Below are 17,955 nucleotides of genomic sequence, written 5' to 3'. Positions count from 1 at the left end.
GCTTCCCGCCCATTTCTTGATCGATAACCGCGAGGTTCCCCGGCACGAGGACGACCCTCTGAGCTGCTAATTTTATCGCCGCTTTACGTCCTCTTTGCTCTTGTTTGGAATTTAAGTGATCAATACGCGCGGTGTATCCGCTGCGCTGACGGGGGCGCTCACGCTCGCCCTCCTTCAGCTGCCTCTGGCGGCAGTCGCCCCCTCCGCGGCCCATGCGGAGACCGACCCGACGCAGACCATGGTGGCCACCGAAGCCGCAGCGCTGAAGCTGGCACGAAAGACCGGCAAGCCCGTCGAGATCGGCGCCTTCCGTGGCGAGTCCCGCGAGGTGTTCGCCAACAGCGACGGCACCTACACCGCCGTGGAACACCTGCGCCCCGTCCGTACGCGCCAGGCCGGCCGCTGGGTCAGGACCGACGCCCGCCTGGAGAAGAAGCCCGACGGCTCCATCGGCCCGGTGGCCTCCACCGTCGAGCTGCGCTTCTCCACCGGCGGCGACGCGCCGCTGGCGACGATGGGCCTGGCCGGCCGGGAACTGTCGCTCGGCTGGAACAACACGCTGCCTGCGCCGACCCTGGACGGCGACACCGCCGTCTACGCCGACGTACTGCCCGGCGTGGACCTGCGAGCCCGCGCCGACGTGGACGGCTTCTCCCACGTCCTGGTCGTCAAGACCCGCGAGGCGGCCGCGAACCCCGCGCTCTCCCAGCTCAGCTACAGCCTGTCCGGCAAGGGGCTGACCACCAGGAAGGACGACACCGGCGCGGTGTCGGCGGTCGACACGGCCTCGGGGGCCGGCGTCTTCAGGGCGCCCACCCCGCTGATGTGGGATTCGGCGCCCGCCCAGGCCGCGACGGCCCGTACGCTCAAGGCCGCTCAGGCGGCGGCGCCCGGCCAGGTCAGCTCCGCCGAGGGCCCGGGCGAGGGCGCCAACGTGGCCGAGCTCGGTGTCCAGGTGACCCAGGACGAGCTGGCGCTGGCGCCCGACCAGAGCCTGCTGACCGGCGCGAACACCACCTTCCCCGTCTACATCGACCCGGTGTTCAAGACCGAGCAGGCCAACGAGTGGGCGATGACCACCAGCGCCTTCCCGTCCACGCCCTACTACAAGTTCAAGGGCAAGAACGACGAGGGCATGGGCTACTGCAGCACCAGCCTCGACTCGCGCTGCGGCAGCAACCACGTCAAGCGCCTGCACTACGAGATGCCGATCGGCGCCTACGCCGGCAAGACCGTCATCTCGGCCGAGTTCCAGGCCAAGGAGGTCTGGTCGGCCTCGTGCGAGGACCGGTCCGTCCAGCTGTGGTGGACCGACAACTTCGCCGACGCCCTGGACTGGGACAAGCAGAAGACGTCCGGCTGGTGGCGTCAGCAGCTCGACTCCCGTGACGTGGCCTACGGCCACGACGCCAACTGCCCGGCCAAGAACGTCGAGTTCGACGCCAAGGCCGGCCTGACCAAGGCCCTGGCCGCCGGGCAGTCGCGGATGGCCTTCGGCCTGCGCGCCGCCAACGAGAGCGACATGATCGGCTGGAAGCGGTTCGGCGACGACGCGTACCTGCGGGTCAACTACAACACCCCGCCGCAGCAGCCCAAGCCCGCCGACCTGAGCATGAACCCGGGTGGCGCCTGCGTGTCGCCGAACGGCCCCAAGCTGCAGAAGCTGCCGGTGCTGTACGCGACCCTGCGCGACGCCGACACCGAGGACGCCGCCAAGGTCCGCGGCCAGTTCCGCCTGTTCTGGGACGGCGCGCTGAAGTGGACCTCGCCGCTGACCGACGCCAAGGCGTCCGGCTCCCAGTTCCAGATGACGATCCCGGCCACGCTCAACCCGCCGCAGGGCAAGACGCTCTCCTGGGACGCCCGCTCCTACGACGGCACCACCTACAGCGCCTACAGCAGTGAGGGCACCGGCGCCGTCTTCTGCACCTTCCTGTACGACACCGCCGCCCCCACCGCCCCGACCATCACCTCGACCGCGTATCCGGAATCCGACCCGGACAACCCGGACGACCCCTGGCTCGACGGCGTCGGCAGGTACGGCGACTTCACGATCAGCACCACCGCGACCGACGTGGTGAAGTACCAGATCGGGCTCAACACCGACCCGTCGTCGGCCTTCGAACGCACCACCACCGGCGATGGCCCGGTCACGGTCAGCATCATGCCGTCCACGGCGGGCGTGAACTTCCTGCGGGTCAAGGCCCTGGACGCGGCCGGCAACGCCAGCGCGGTGGCCCAGTACCTGTTCCGCGTCAAGGCGGGCACCCCGGCCAAGGCCGAGTGGAACATGGACGACCCGGCCGGCTCCACCACCCTGTCCGGGCAGATCCCGGCCACGCTGACGGGCAACGCCACCCTCGGCATCCCCGGCGCCGACGGCACCGCCCTCGACCTGGACGGCACCAGCGCCTACGCCAAGACCGCGGGCCCGGCCCTCGACACCGGCAAGAGCTTCTCGATCGCCGCCTGGGTGCGTCTGGCCACGTCCAAGCCCGGCAAGCAGATGAACGTGATGGCCCAGGCCGGCGCGGTGAAGTCCGGCTTCGACCTGTTCTACTCGCCCGGCTATGACCGGTGGAGCTTCATGCGCACCACCACCGACACCAGCACCGCCACCGGCGTCCGCGTCAACAGCGCCGCCGCCCCGCAGGGCGGCGAATGGCAACACCTGGTCGGCGTCTACGACGCCACCGCCGGACAGCTCCGCCTGTACGTCAACGGCACGCTCACCGAGAGCACCGCCTTCACCTCCGGCTGGAACGCGACCGGCCCGGTGTTCATCGGCTCGGGCGCCTACAGCGGCGGCCCCGGCACCCTGTTCGGCGGCTCGATCGACGACGTGCGCCTGTACGACCGCGTGGTCACCGGCACCGAAGCGCGCGACCTGTTCACCACGCACCCCACCGTGGCCGCCCGCTGGAAGCTGAACTCCGCCTCCGGCACTCCCGCCGTCAGCGGCGACGACAGCGGCAAGGCCCGCAACCTCACTCTGGGCGGCGGCGCCTCGATCAGCACGGCGAACGTCGCCGTCGGCACCGGCGCCCTGACGCTGAACGGGACCAGCGGCTACGCCGCCACCGCCGCCCCGGTCGTCAACACCGGTGAGAGCTTCACCGTCGCCACCTGGGCGAGCACGGCGGGACGCCCGCAGAAGCCGGTCGCCGTGCTGAGCGAGGAAGGCAACGTCAACAGCGCCTTCACCTTGCGGTACGTGCCCGACCGGACCGATCCGGCCAACCAGGGCGCCTGGCAGATCGACGTACCGGACAAGGACGCCACCGGCGCGGTGTCGCAGACCGCGAGCCACCCCCGCTTCCAGACCAACTCCACCTGGGACCACCTCGCGGTGGTGTACGACGCGTTCGCCGACCAGCTGCGGCTGTACGTGAACGGCCAGCTCGAGGAGTCGGTGTCGGTCCGCGACAACACGGTGGCCTTCAGCGCCGCCAAGGGCCTGCAGCTCGGCCGGACGAAGACCGGCGGCGCGTACGGCGAGTACTGGCCCGGCCAGCTCGACGATACCTGGGCCTTCACCGGCATCGCGAGCGAGAGCCAGATCCAGACCCTCGCCAACAGCACCGAGATCACCACGTATCCGCCCACCGCGCCCGAGCTGCTGCTCACGTTCGACGAGTGCGACGGCACCACGGTCTACGACTACTCCGGCAAGGGCCACGACGCCACGCTCAACGGCACCGCGAGCTGGGTGGAGGACGCACGCGGAAGCTGCGCCGCCCAGCTGACCGGCGGCGCCTACGCCAGCTCGACCTCACCGGTGCGGACTGACCGGGCCTTCTCGGTGACGGCCTGGGTCAAGCTGGACAGCGCCACCGCCAACCACGCCGCCGTGTCCCAGGACAGCGCCGGAGGCAGCGCCTTCTACCTGGGCTACGAGCAGGCCACCCAACGCTGGATCATGCGCATCAGGGCGAACGACACCTCGACCGCCGCCGCCCGCACCGCCGTCTCCACCGCCGCACCGGCCATCGGAACGTGGACCCACCTGGCCGGCGTCTACGACCCGACCAGCAAGAAGATCAGCCTGTACGTCAACGGCACGCTGCAGGGCTCGACCACCCACGACACCCCGTGGAACGGCAGCGGCGCGCTGCAGATCGGCCGCACCAAGTTCGTCAGCGGCAGCTACGGCAACGCCTTCCCCGGCGCCCTCGACGAGGTCCACGCCTACCAGGGCGCCCTCACCACCGAGGAAATCACCCTCCTCGCCAATTCCTGACGCCGCTGGGCCCTCAGGGGCCCAGCCCGCGTTCCCCCTTTCCCCGCCTGACACAGGCTTTCTGGAGGTAACCCGTGGGCAGCACGCTGCCACGCAGGCGAGACCGCTGGATCCGGGCACTGGCCGTGCTCGCGCTCAGCGGTGTCGGATTGACCACCCTGCACGCCCAACCGGTCAGCGCCGAGCCGCAGAAGAACGGCCGGCCGGACGTCACCAGTCATGACCGCGTCGCCAAGGGCGGCCAGGTGGCCGTACGCGACCGCAAGCCGGATCCGGCTACCAAGCACACGCCGATCCTCGCGACCATCGACTGGCCGCGCGCCGTCACGGTGGAAGCGGACTTGGGCGCCCCTCTCAGCGGCTCACCTCTCCAGCTCAGCGTCCCTGCCACGCCGAAGAGCAAGAGCGCTGCTCATGCCGCGGGCGGCAAGGTCAAGCTCCAGGTGCACGACCGGGCCGCCGCACAGCGAGTCGGCCTGGACGGCCCGCTCTTCAGCCTGTCCCAGAGCGAGGGGCAGCCCGGCCGAGCCGAGATCAAGCTGAACTACTCGTCGTTCAAGCACGCATATGGCGGCTCGTACGGCAGCCGGCTGCGCCTGGTGAGTCTGCCTGCCTGCGCGCTGACCAGCCCGGACAAGCCAGAGTGTCGCCAGACGACGGCGATCGCGTCGGCCAACGACCCTGCGGCGAGCACGCTCACCGGTGAGATCACGCTCAACGCGGACGCGCGTTCGCTGACCGCGAGCGGTCCGATGGTGCTGGCCGCCACCACCGGGCCGTCGGGCAGCCAGGGCGACTACCGGGCGACCTCGCTGTCTGCCTCGGCCACCTGGTCCGCAGGCGCCAACACGGGCGACTTCACCTGGTCGTACCCGATGCGCGTGCCGCCCGTGCCCGGCGACCTCACCCCGGACCTGGCCGTCTCCTACTCCTCGGCCAGTGTGGACGGCAAGACCGCCAACACCAACAGCCAGACCTCGTGGGTGGGTGAGGGCTTCCAGCTCTCCCCCGGCTTCATCGAGCGCAGCTACAAAGCCTGCCAGGACGACGGCGAGGGCACGGACCTGGAGAAGCCCGGCGACCTGTGCTGGGCCTACCCCAACGCCACCCTCACCTGGAACGGCAAGGGCGGCGACCTCGTCCAGACCGCTCCCGGCTCGGACGTCTGGAAGCTCAAGGACGACGACGGCACCCGCATCGAGCACCTGACTGGCACCACCAACGGCGACGACAACGGTGAGCACTGGCGGATCACCACCACCGACGGCACCCAGTACTTCTTCGGCCTGAACCGCCTGCCCGGCTGGAACGGCAGCGGCGCCACCAAGTCGGCCCTGACCGTCCCGGTCTTCGGCAACAACTCGGGCGAGCCCTGCAACGGCGGAGGCTTCGCCGACTCCTGGTGCCAGCAGGCCTACCGCTGGAACCTCGACTACGTCGTGGACCCGTCCGGCAACGCCATGGCGTACTACTACGAGGTCGAGGGCAACCATTACGGCCGCAACCTGAAGAAGGCGGACGACACCCCCTACGACCGCGGCTCCTGGCTGGACCACATCGACTACGGCCTGCGCTCCGACGCCGTCTACACCGGCAAGCCGCTGGGCCGGGTCGACTTCGAGGTCGCCGAACGCTGCATCCCCGAGTCCGGGTTCGACTGCGCTCCCGACAAGATCGACAACCAGCCGCAGCAGTGGCCGGACGTGCCCTGGGACCAGCAGTGCAAGAACGCCGACGGCGAATGCGAGCAGGTCTTCGCGCCCGCCTTCTTCACCCGTAAGCGCCTGACCAAGGTCACCACCAGCGTTCTCAAGGCCGACGGCTCCTACCGTCCCGTTGACTCCTGGGCACTGGACCACAGCTGGGGTGAGGCGGACGCCGACAAGGCGCTGCTGCTGAAGTCCATCCAGCACACCGGTCTGGCCACCGGCACCCCGGCCAGCCTGCCTCCGGTCACGTTCAACCACGTCCAGCTCATGAACCGGCTGGACAAGCAGGGCGACGACATCCCGCCGTTCGTCAAGTACCGGCTCGGGACGATCTACGACGAGTCCGGCGGTCAGCTGGACGTCAGCTACAGCGAGCCCGAATGCACCCTGGACAGCCTCCCTGCGCCCTCGGACAACGGCAAGCGCTGTTTCCCGGTGTTCTGGGAGCCGGGCGGCACCGCGAACCCCGTCCGGGACTGGTTCCACAAGTACGTGGTCACCAAGGTAATCGCCTCCGACCGCACCGGGCTCGCGCCCGACATGGTCACCAGCTACGCCTACGAGGGCGGCGCGGCCTGGCACTTCGACGACGACGACGGCCTGGTCAAGGAGAAGTACAAGACGTGGGGTCAGTGGCGAGGCTACGGCAAGGTCACCACGCGCACCGGCGGCGGCCCCGAGGTCGGCATGAAGACCGAGCAGACCTCGCTGTACCTGCGCGGCATGAACGGCGACCGGGCCACCAAGGACGGTTCCGACACCAAGACCGTGACCGTCTCCGACGGCGAGGGCGGCACGCACACCGACCATGAGAGCCTGGACGGCTTCCTGCTCAAGACCACCACGTACGACAAGCCCGGCGGCGCGGTCGTGTCCAAGACGGTCAACACGCCGTGGCGGCACCAGTCCGCCAGCCGCACCCGGCCCTGGGGCACCGTCAACGCGGCCCTGACCGGGATCGGCAGCACCCGCACCTGGACTGCACTGGAGGCGGGCGGCTGGCGGGAGACCCGCGTCGACCACGCCTACGACACCACCTACGGCCTGCGCACCCAGTCCGACGACAAGGGCGACGTCGCCACCACGGCCGACGACCAGTGCGTCCGCATCACCTACGCCACGCCCAACACCCGTGACTGGCTGATCAACTACGTCTCCCGTGAGGAGACCGTCGCCGTGGCGTGCGCCACGGCCCCTGATCGCTCCAAGCAGGTCATCGCCGACGTACGCACCTACTTCGACAACGGCGCACTCGGCGCGGCCCCGTCCAAGGGCCAGTCGACCAAGGCCGAGAAGCTGGCCACGCACAACGGCACCACGGCCACGTACGCGACGGTCGGCACCACCACGTACGACGCCTACGGCCGCGAGCTGACCTCGACGGACGCGGCGGGACGCACCTCGACCACCGCCTATACGCCCGCGAAGGGCCTGGCCACGTCGATCGCCAGCACCACCCCTTCCGCCAAGGCCGGGGACGCGGCGACCGCGCTGACCACCACGACCGAACTCGACGCGGCCTGGAGCCTGCCCACCGCCAACATCGACGCGGCCGGGTCGCGTACCGACCTGACCTATGACGGGCTCGGCCGCCTCATCGGCGTCTGGCTGCCGAACAACCCCAAGTCAGCCGGGCTGAACGCCAACACCGAGTACAGCTACACGATCAAGAGCGGCGCCATCGTCGCGGTCGGTACCCGCTCGCTGAACAATTCCGGCGGCTACCGTCCGTGGAGCTACACGCTCATGGACGGTCTGCTGCGCCCGCGTCAGACGCAGTCACCCGGCCCGAACGGCGGCCGCCTGCTGACCGACACCCTCTACAACGAGCGGGGCCTGGTCGACCGCAGTTACGCCGCCTACTACGCCACCGGCGCGCCGGAGCCGTCGCTGTTCAAGGTGACCGACGGCGTGGAGTCGCAGGCGGCCTACGAGTACGACGGCCTGGGCCGCGTCACGGTCGAGAAGCTACTGGCCGGCAACGGCGTCGGTCAGGAGAAGTGGCGCACCACCACCAGCTACGGCGGTGACCGCGTGCACGTGGATCCGCCGTCCGGCGGCACTCCCATCACGACGATCACCGACGCGCGTGGCCAGGTGAGCGAGAAGCGCCAGTACAAGGGCGACAGCCCCACCGGCGCCTACGACGCGACCACCTACGGCTACACGCCGGCCGGGCGGGTCGGCAAGGTCACCGACGGATCCGGCAATGTCTGGACGTACACCTACGACCAGCGCGGCCGCCTCATCGAGAGCTCCGACCCGGACAAGGGCGTCACCAAGACCGCCTACGACGACCTCGACCGCGTCACCTCCAGCACGGACGCCCGCGGCAAGACCGTCTGGACCGGCTACGACGACCTCGACCGCGTCACCCAGACCCGCGACGGCTCGGCCACCGGAACACTGCTGACCGAGTTCGTCTACGACACCCTGCGCAAGGGCGCCATCACCTCCTCCACCCGCTGGTCGACCGGACAGGCGTACACGAGCGCGGTCACCGCCTACGACACGATGGGCCGGGCCACCCAGACCAAGGTCACCGTCCCGTCGGCCGAAGGCACGCTCGCCGGCAGCTACCAGTTCGGCACCAGCTACAACCTGGACGGCACCGTCCAGTCCATCGGCTATCCGCAGGCCGGCGGCATGAACGCCGAGAACGCCGTCTACGGCTACGACGAACTGGCCCGGCCCACCACCCTCACCTCCAACCTGAACACCTACGTGACGGCCACCACCTACGGCCTGACCGGCAAGGTGGGCCAGTACGAGGTCGGCACCACGGCGGGCAAGCGCTCCTGGTTCACCTACTCCTACGAGTTCGGCACCCAGCGCCTGGCCAACTCCCGGGTGGAACGCGAGAACCAGACCGGCGTGGACCGCTCGGCCACCTACCGCTATGACCCCGCCGGCAACATCACCTCCATCGCGGACGTGTCCAAGTCGGGCACCGACACGCAGTGTTTCGGCTACGACTACCTGCGCCGCCTGACCGAGGCCTGGACCGAGGGCGACACCGACTGCGCAGCCGCCCCCGCCTCCAGCGTGATCGGCGGCATCCAGCCGTACTGGCAGTCCTACGCCTACGACGCCACCGGCAACCGCACGAAGGAGACCCAGCACGGCGTGGGCGGTGCGGCCGACACCGTCCGCACCTACACCTACCCCGCTGCCGGCCAGGGCCAGCACCGGCTCTCGTCGGTCACCCAGACCGGCGCGGCAGGCGCGCGTACCGACAGCTTCGGCTACGACCAGGTCGGCAACACCACCACCCGCAAGATCGGCGCAACCAGCCAGACACTCACCTGGGACACCGAAGGACGTCTGGAGAAGGTCACCGACGGCACCAAGACCAGCACCTACCTCTACGACGCCGACGGCAACCGGCTGATCCGCCGCGACGGCACCACCGTCACCCTGTACCTGCCCTTCGGCATGGAGCTGAAGAAGACGACCGTCGTCTCCGGCACCCGGTACTACAACCTGGACGGCCAGACCGTCGCCGTCCGCGTCGGTGCCAGCGCGGTCAGCTTCCTCGCCCCGGACCACCAGGGGACCGGGCAGGTGGCCATCCAGGGCGCCACGCAGATCGTGTCGCTGCGTCGTACCCTGCCCTTCGGCGCGCTGCGCGGCTCGACCGGCGTCTGGCCGGGCGACCACGGCTTCCTCGGCACCGGCATCAACGACAGCACCGGCCTCACTCATCTCGGCGCCCGCGAGTACGACCCGCTCCTCGGACGGTTCGCCAGCGTGGACCCGGTCATGGACCTGACCGACCCCCAGCAGATCCACGGCTACGCCTACGCCGGCAACAACCCGCTCACCTGGAGCGACCCCACCGGCCTGCTGACGGCCTGCGCCTCCTCCTGCGAAGCGGGCGACACCACCTACACGCCGAAACCCAAGCCCAAGCCCGCGGCCAAGCCGTCCACCTCCACGCCCACGTCCACATCCAGCGGAAGCCGTGCCGCCGGCACCGCCGCCGCCCAGCAGGCGGTGGCCACCGCCCAGACCAAGGTCGAGGCGGAGAAGCAGAAGATCATCCAAACCGTGGTGGCGCTGGCGAAGATCGCAGCAGACGAGGTCGGCCTCACCGCCGGCATCGACTGTTTCACCACCGGTGACCTCGCCGCCTGTGGTGAGACCGCGGTCAACGTCCTCACCTCGGTGGCGGGCGGCGTCCTCGGCAAGGCCGCCGTCAAGTACGGTCTGCCCTGGAAGTGGGGCAAGGCCATCGAAATCGGCAAGAAGGTCGGCAGCCTGCTGGTCAAGGCCAAGGACTCCTTCGTCGGCTGGCTGAAGGCCAAGGACGAGCTCGCCGTCGCCGAACGAACCTTGGCGAACTGCCTGACCAACAGCTTCGTCCCCGGCACGGCCGTCCTGATGGCCGACGGCAGCACCAAGCCCATCGAGAAGGTCGAACTCGGCGACAAGGTCAAGGCGACCGATCCGAAGACGGGCAAGACAACCTCACGGCCCGTCGTCAATGTCATCACCGGCGAGGGCAAGAAGAACCTCGTCCAGATCACCGTCGACACCGATGGCAACAAGGGCCAGGCCACCGGCGTGATGATCGCCACCGATGGCCACCTGTTCTGGGATGAATCCCGTAAGGGCTGGATCGAAGCGGATGAACTGACGCCAGGCGCGTGGCTCCGTACCTCTAGGGGTGCGTGGGTCCAGGTCATAGAGATCCAAAATTGGACGACGCAGCTACGCGTCCACAATCTGACTGTCGCCGGTGTACACACGTACTATGTCGGTGCCGGCAATCAAAAGGTGCTGGTTCACAATTGTGGTGCCGGCACTGGAATCGATCTCAACCTGAAGTACAAGCCAGGGTGGGATGCGTCGCAGAGGGCAGCGGCTGACGCGAAGGTTGCGGCGTTGAATGCCGATGGTAACCTGACAGTCACCACAGTTCAGCGGGCTGGCACGTCGGCCGCTTCCCGGTACAAGAAGGCTGGGAATTCCGTTTCGTCGGGCGAGGATGTCGATCACACAAAGGACCTGCAGCTCGGTGGTGCGGACAACGTGAGCAACATGAATCCACTCAACTTCTCTGTCAACAGAAGCCTGGGTGCCCAGATCGGAAATCAGCTACGCGGCGTTCCGGTAGGCACACATGTGTGTAGAGTAACCATCTGTTAGGGGTAACAATGCTTGATCGGTTCCTGCAGGCCTATGAGCTGACGGCGAATGTGGGGACCGACGGTGGCGTCCCTCGGGATGAGGGACGCCACGCAGCAGCCGACCGCCTGTTGTCGGGGTACGGCGGGTCTACTTTCAATGACGGCCTGTACAGGATTCACACATGGAAATCTCGTGCAGAGGCTGACGCCTTCGCCGCTCACGCCTTTCCAGAGTTCGGCAATCTGTCCTGCTTCGGGTTCGACTGGTTGGGGCGGCAGTTCTCCCTGGACCTCCGCGTAGAGACGGAAGACCCTCCGATCCTCATGCTTGAGCCTGGGACCGGCCAGGCCTTGGAAATCCCGGTGCCCTTCTCTGATTTTCACAATGGCGAGTTGGTCGACTACGCCGACGAAGCCTTGGCCAAGAGCTTCTATCAGGAGTGGCGGACTGCCGACGCGACGCCCCTGGGCTTCGGAGAGTGCGTGGGTTACAACGTTCCACTTTTCCTGGGTGGCGAGGATCACTTGGTCAATCTGAGTCGATTCGATATCGAGATCTACTGGCACATTATTGGTGAGCTCCGGCAAGGAACATCGAAGTTGGCTCCGGGAACGAGGATCGACGATATTACAATCACGGACGAAGTTCGCCGTAGTTGATGGGCACCTGTACCGCTTCAAAGGTCGTCGCGGGGGGCTTGACCTGCAGATCGACCTGAGGTGCCGGCTCAGGCAAGGTCGGTTCTTGTGTCTCTTGTCCGGTGCCAGAACTGATTGCAGCGGGTCTGACCTGGTCCTCTAGGCTCGACTCTCGTGCTGTTTCGCCTTCTGTATCTGCTGGTGGTCAGGGTGTTCGGCTGGCTGGAGCTGCTCGCACGGGGCAGTGCCTCCGCAGAGGTGGAGATCTTGGTGTTGCGGCATGAGGTCGCGGTGCTGCGTCGCCAGATCCCCCAGCCCAGGCCGGACTGTGCCGATCGGGCGCTGCTGACCGCGCTGGCAAGACTGTTACCCGCTCGTCTTCGACTGCATCGGCATCGCAACGCCCGGCACGCTGCCGGCCTGGCATCGCAGGCTGGTCAAGAAGAAGTGGACCCACCACGCCGCACAGGGCCGGCCCCCGCTCTCTGAACAGATCCGCTATCTGATCGTCCGATTGGCTCGGGGAATCCACGCTGGGACATCGGCGCATCGAGGGTGAGCTCCTCGGTCTTGGCCACAGCGTGGGAGAGGGGACGGTCCGCCGGGTTCTGGCGGCGACGGGATTGGAGCCCGCGCCGCGCCGGGCTTCACCGACCCGGCGCCAGTTCCTCATCTCTCAAGCCTCCGGCATCCTGGCATGCGACTTTCTCCACGTCGATACGGTGTTCCCCAAGCGCCTGTACGTGTTGTTCGTCATGGAGATCGAAACGCGGCGCGTGCGCATCCTCGGTGCCATGGCACATCCAACCGGCGCCTGGACGGCGCAGCAGGCACGCAATCTGCTGATGGAACTGGGCGAGCGAGCCGACAAGTTCCGGTTCCTGATCCGGAACAGGGACGGCAAGTTCGGCAGAGCATGCGACGAGGTGCTCATCGGCGCCGACGTGCGCGTCCTGAAGATTCCGCCGCGCTCGCCACGGGCGCACGCGTTCGCCGAGCGAGTCGTCGGCACACTTCGACGCGAATGCCTCGACCACCTGATCATCTATGGTGAACGGCACCTGCGTACACTTCTGGCCGCCTATGAACGCCATTTCAGCCAGCATCGCCCGCATCAGGGCCGTTCGCTCCGCCCGCTGATGCACCACCCCAGCGAAGTGATTGACATGACCGCCCCGAATCCACCGTCGAAGGACTGTCACCGGACTGATCAGCGAGTACCACAGAGTAGCCTGACCGCCTTGCAACTGCCCCGCTCAGCAACAGCATCGGCGTTTTGGCACCGCACACCCGGTCCGGGTGATCTGCTCATATCTGCGCATGCCGTGTGCGCCGCCATGCGAGGACCGTGTCGAGAAGATGGGCTCAAGAGGCAGTCGGTATGTCGTTGCCGGGTTCCAGGGTGGCCAGATACTCGGCGGCCGTGGTGGCCTCGGACACGCCGAGCCGCTGGTAAAGCGCCACCGCCTGGCGCAGCCCGGCCACCGCGGCGTCCCGGTTTCCGTTCGCGGCCGCACAGCGGGCGATGCCGTCCAACGCGTGCGCCTCATCCAACGGGCTGTCGACCTGCTGGGCCAGGTCCAGCGCCTGCCGGTACACCCTGGCTGCCTGCTCCGGCCCAGCGGAGACCGATAGCAGGTCGCCGGTGTAGTTGAGCGTCTCGGCTTCCCCTTGCCGGTCGCCTACCTGCCGGAACAAGCTCAGCGCCCGCGCCAGCAGATCGGCGGCCGTCAGATGGTCTCCGGTTTGCGTGTGCACGCAGCCCAACAGCTGTACCGCGTTGGCTTGCCCGTGCCGGTTGCCGAACTGTTCGTACAGGGCCAGTGCTCGCTCGCTCAGGTCGGCGGCCTGCGCGTACTGACCGGCCAGGCGCCGGACCTGCCCCAGGCTCTGGAGGGCGTTGGCTTGCCCGAGCCGATCACCGAGCTGCGCATACAGGGCCAGCGCCCGCTCGCTCAGATCGGCGGCCTGCGCATACTCCCCGGCCAGGCGCCGGACCTGCCCCAGGCTCTTGAGGGCGTTGGCTTGCCCGAGCCGATCACCGAGCTGCGCATACAGGGCCAGCGCCCGCTCGCTCAGGTCGGCGGCCTGCGCGTACTGACCGGCCAGGCGCCGAACCTGCCCCAGGACCTGAAGGGCGTTAGCTTGCCCGAGCCGATCACCGAGCTGCGCATACAGGGCCAGCGCCCGCTCGCTCAGATCGGCGGCCTGCGCATACTCCCCGGCCACGCGCCGGACCTGCCCCAGCTCTCGGAGGGCGGTGGCTTGCCCGAGCCGGTCGCCGAGCTGCTCGTACAGGGCCAGCGCTCGCTCGCTCAGATCGGCGGCCTGCGCGTACTGACCGGCCAGGCGCCGGACCTGCCCCAGGCTCTGGAGGGCGTTGGCTTGCCCGAGCCGATCACCGAGCTGCGCATACAGGGCCAGCGCCCGCTCGCTCAGATCGGCCGCCTGCGCATACTCCCCGGCCACGCGCCGGACCTGCCCCAGCTCTCGGAGGGCGTCGGCTTGCCCGAGCCCATCACCGAGCTGCTCGGACAGCGCCAGCGCCCGCTCGCTCAGATCGGCCGCCTGCGCGTACTCCCCGGCCATGCGCCAGACCTGGCCCAGGCTCTGGAGGGCGTTGGCTTGCCCGAGCCGATCACCGAGCTGCGCATACAGGGCCAGCGCCCGCTCGCTCAGATCGGCCGCCTGCGCATACTCCCCGACCCGGAGCCGGACCTGCCCCAGGACCTGGAGGGCGTTGGCTTGCCCGAGCTGGTTGCCGAGCTGCTCGTACAGCGCCAGTGCTCGCTCGCACAGGTCGGCGGCTTGCGCATACTCCCCGGTCAGGCGCCGGATGTCGGCTAGATGGTGCAGGGCGTTGGCTTCGGCAGCGGGGTCATGCTGGTGGCGGGCAGCTGTGGCGGCGGTGTGATGCAGGGTGGCGGCCTGCTGCCAAGGGCCTTCCTGGCGCAGGTAGGCGGCCATGGCGGCGGTGAGGTCGATGAGGGGCCGGTGCTGACTGTGGGTGGTGGCGTGGTCCAGGCAGGCCAGCAGGTTGTGATGTTCGGTACGCATCCATGCCAGCGCCGTGTCGCGGTCGGCCAGGTCTGGCCGAGCGTGGCCGGAGGTGGAGGTGGCTGGGGGGGAGGAGGGACGTGAGGTCCGGTTCAGGTACTGGTCGGCGGCTTGGGCGGTGCGGGTGTAGTGGGCGAGCAGCCGTTCGGTGGCCTGCTCGCGTTGTCCGGCTGTGTCGCACGTGGTGGCCAGGTCGTGGGTGTAAGCGCGGAGCAGGTCGTGCAGCCGGTATCGGCTGGGGGCAGTTTCGTCGAGGAGATGGTCGGCATACAGCGCCTCCAGCTCGCGGCGGGCCTGAGCCAGGGGGATGTCGGCCAGGGCGGCGGCTGCGTAGGCGTCGATGTCGGGTCCGGGGTGCAGGCCGAGGTGCCGGTAAAGTCGCTGCCGGTCAGCCGGTAGGTGCTGGTAGGACATGTCGAAGACGGTGCGTACCGCCCGGTCGCCAGCCTCCAGCTCGCCCAACCGGTTCTCGGCGGCGGCGAACTCGGCGGCGAGCGTGTGCAGGGGCCACGCATGCCGGTGCGCGATCCGGCCGGCCATGAGGGCGATCGCCAGCGGCAAGTGTCCGCACAACTGCACGAGTTCGGTCACGGCTGCGGCGTCAGCTCCGGTCAGGGGGCCGCGTCCGGCCAGCCGGGTGAACAACGCGGTCGCCTGCTCGGGTGGGAGAGGGGCCAAGGGAAGAGCTTCGGCGCCGTCGAGGCCGATCATTCGGGAGCGGCTGGTGATCAGTACCAGGGAGCCGGGCGTGCCGGGGAGCAGCGGGTCGACCTGGGAGGGCCCGGAGGCGTCGTCGAGGATGAGCAGCATCTTCTTGCCTGCCAGACGGGAGCGCCAGCGGGCGGCCCGCTCGCCGAGGTCGTCGGGGATGTGGCGGGGGTCCATGCCGGTGCGGGCCAGCAGCCGGCCCAGGGTTTCGGCCGGGTCAGCGGCTGGGATGCCGGGGGTGTGGGTGTAGAGGTCGACGAACAGTTGTCCGTCGGGGTAGTCGGCGGCGAGCAGGTGCGCCACGTGCACCGCCAGCGCGGTCTTGCCCACGCCGGGCATGCCGTCGACGGCATGGATGGCCACGATCCCGGTGCTCAGCGCGGCGGCGGTGAGCAGGTGGCGCACTTCGGCGTCGCGGCCGGTGAAGGCGGCCACGTCGCGAGGCAGAGTGCGCATCTCCGGCGGTGGGGGCGGTGAGGCTGGGGCGATGGTGATGTCGCGGGCGTTGTAGACGCGCATGCCTTCGCCGAGGTTGTACTGCAGGCCCACCAGGGGCGCGGCGGGGACATCGGCGGACGGGCCGGGGACGACCGGTGGCTGCGCGGGATCACCGGATGGAGGCTCGTCCGGTGCGGGGATGGGAACGCTGGAATCGTCCATGTGGGCCATGCCTCCTCCAGGCACGGGGGTGCCGATGACGATACGTTCGCCACGAGGCGGGGTCACCCGATCGGTCAGTTCCGCTATTGCCGCACGTGTGGTGCGGCCGACGGCACATGGGCCCGGTGCTGCGGATCAACCGGGCAGGGGGCGGAGTGAGCGCCTGGCATGCCCCGGCTGTGGCCGGTTCAGCGGTAGTGCCTGCATCCAGGCCGCGGTAGCGGAAGCCGGTGGCACGAGTCGGTGAGATGGGCACGACACCGTCGCTTGGCGCAACGTCGTCGCGTTGCCGACCGGGGGCCCGCCTGCGGGTGGACCCGCGGCCGGGCTCGTGGCCGGTTCCGGGGCTGCTCGAGGGGCTGCTGGCGGCGTAGGGCGAGGGACAGTGTGATCGAGATGGTCACCAGCAGCGCAGCGGGCAGCAGCGGGTTGACTTGCGCCAGCGCGGTGAGCGCGAGTCCCCAGACGGCCAGGGCAGGCCGGGAGGGTGAGGTCCGTACCCGCCGCGGGGCGCGCCACGCCGGATCGGGTGGCCGGTGTGGCGGCGGCGGTTCGTGGCCTATCAGTGTCCAGGCTGACTGCTCGCAGGCCGCGTCGATCCAGCGGGCCCAGCCGTGGTGAGCCTTAGGGGTGGCGGATGACCACCCTGAGCCTAGGGTGCCAGCGGTTCTCTCGGGCTGGCCCTGTGAGTCATCATTGATGTGCATCATAATGAATCAAAAATGAATCGCAGCTCGTAGAGCGTCAAGGGCTCGATGCCGAATCAGCCTGTATCCGCATAGACATAAGTCTGTGAGGCGGCTATGAAGCGGACCGCCTGGATTTCATCATCGGGAGAGAGAATGGCATCAAGATGGATCAATGGGGGTGCGGGATGGCGCCGCTGCCAGCCGCGGCTGCACAAGGAGAGGTCGGCATCGTGATGACCGAGGGCACCGCGCCGGACCCTGACCGCCCGCAGCCGCGCGGGAAGCGCCAGCGGCTGGCGGGTGAGCTGCGGCGGCTCCGCGACCTGGCTGGGCTGTCCGGCCGGGAGCTCGCTAGCCGGTTGGGGGTGAGTCAGTCCAAGATCTCACGGATCGAGTCCACCGCCCTGTTGCCGTCCTTGCCTGACGTTGAGGCTTGGGCCGAGGCCGTGCTCGCTTCGCATGAAGACCTTGAGCTGCTACGCGAGCTGACCCGTGAGGCATTCAGCGAAGCGCACACCTGGCGGACCCGCGCCCAGGCACTCCCTGACGTCCAGGAGGAGCTCCGCCGCCGCGATATCGACGCTCAAACGCTGCTTAACTTGCAGCTCACCGTAATTCCGGGGCTATTGCAGACCGCTGCCTACGCCCGCCAGATGTTCACCACGTTTGTCATCTCCTACACGCCTGAGGAGGTGGCTGCCTGGATCGCCGCCCGCATCGACCGGCAAGTGATTCTCTACGGCGAGAAGCATCTGGAGTTCCTGATCGGAGAGGCGGCGCTGCGTATCCGCTACGGCCCGGTGCGCGACCATCTGGCCCAGCTGGACCGGATCGCTTCCCTGACGACGCTGGCCAACGTTCGGATCGGCCTGATCCCGCACCGCCACCAGGCCCACACGCAAGCCCTGCACGGCTTCATCCTCTACCAGGGCGCTCGGCCGCAAGACACGCTGGTGACCGTGGAGGCCCTGCACGGCCAGCTGTACGTCACCGATCCCGACAGCATCGACCTCTACCGCCGCCAATGGGATCTGCTGCGAGCCTCTGCACTGTTCGATGCACAGGCCCGCGCGTTCCTGCAGCAGCTCATCGCTGAGATCGGCGAGCAGGAGCCATGACCA

6 protein-coding genes and 1 pseudogene are annotated in these 17,955 nt (G+C 68.6%); 6 read left to right on the top strand and 1 reads right to left on the bottom strand.

Annotated features, from left to right (window positions below; all coding sequences use genetic code 11):
• Positions 1–238: 238 nt before the first annotated feature.
• The 5 genes and pseudogenes from ACFYYW_RS45010 to ACFYYW_RS44990 form a co-directional block, all read left to right on the top strand.
• On the top strand, positions 239–4,240 hold the full coding sequence (locus ACFYYW_RS45010; RefSeq protein ID WP_387659674.1) for a LamG domain-containing protein: 4,002 nt from the start codon (positions 239–241) through the stop codon (positions 4,238–4,240).
• A 74-nt stretch (positions 4,241–4,314) separates the two neighbouring features.
• Positions 4,315–11,100, top strand: a complete 6,786-nt coding sequence (locus tag ACFYYW_RS45005; protein WP_387659671.1) for a polymorphic toxin-type HINT domain-containing protein — start codon at positions 4,315–4,317, stop codon at positions 11,098–11,100.
• Positions 11,101–11,108: 8 nt separating this feature from the next.
• Positions 11,109–11,741, top strand: a complete 633-nt coding sequence (locus ACFYYW_RS45000) for a T6SS immunity protein Tdi1 domain-containing protein (RefSeq protein ID WP_387659668.1) — start codon at positions 11,109–11,111, stop codon at positions 11,739–11,741.
• A gap of 153 nt (positions 11,742–11,894) precedes the next feature.
• The gene (locus ACFYYW_RS44995) at positions 11,895–12,209 is read left to right on the top strand and encodes a hypothetical protein (RefSeq protein ID WP_387659665.1); all 315 of its coding nucleotides are present in this window, start codon (positions 11,895–11,897) and stop codon (positions 12,207–12,209) included.
• 266 nt (positions 12,210–12,475) lie between these two features.
• Positions 12,476–12,781 (top strand): annotated as a pseudogene (locus ACFYYW_RS44990) (hypothetical protein); the annotation flags it as partial.
• 304 nt (positions 12,782–13,085) lie between these two features.
• Here ACFYYW_RS44990 and ACFYYW_RS44985 read toward each other — a convergent pair.
• Positions 13,086–16,145 (bottom strand): tetratricopeptide repeat protein, encoded by a 3,060-nt coding sequence (locus tag ACFYYW_RS44985; protein WP_387659662.1) that lies wholly within the window; start codon positions 16,143–16,145, stop codon positions 13,086–13,088.
• 922 nt (positions 16,146–17,067) lie between these two features.
• Between ACFYYW_RS44985 and ACFYYW_RS44980 the strand changes: the two genes are divergently transcribed.
• Positions 17,068–17,952, top strand: a complete 885-nt coding sequence (locus ACFYYW_RS44980; protein ID WP_387659659.1) for a helix-turn-helix domain-containing protein — start codon at positions 17,068–17,070, stop codon at positions 17,950–17,952.
• Positions 17,953–17,955: the final 3 nt, after the last annotated feature.

The sequence above is a fragment of the Nonomuraea sp. NPDC001831 genome (assembly GCF_042892035.1).
Lineage (GTDB): Bacteria > Actinomycetota > Actinomycetes > Streptosporangiales > Streptosporangiaceae > Nonomuraea.
This window is presented reverse-complemented; position numbering and strand designations above follow the sequence as displayed.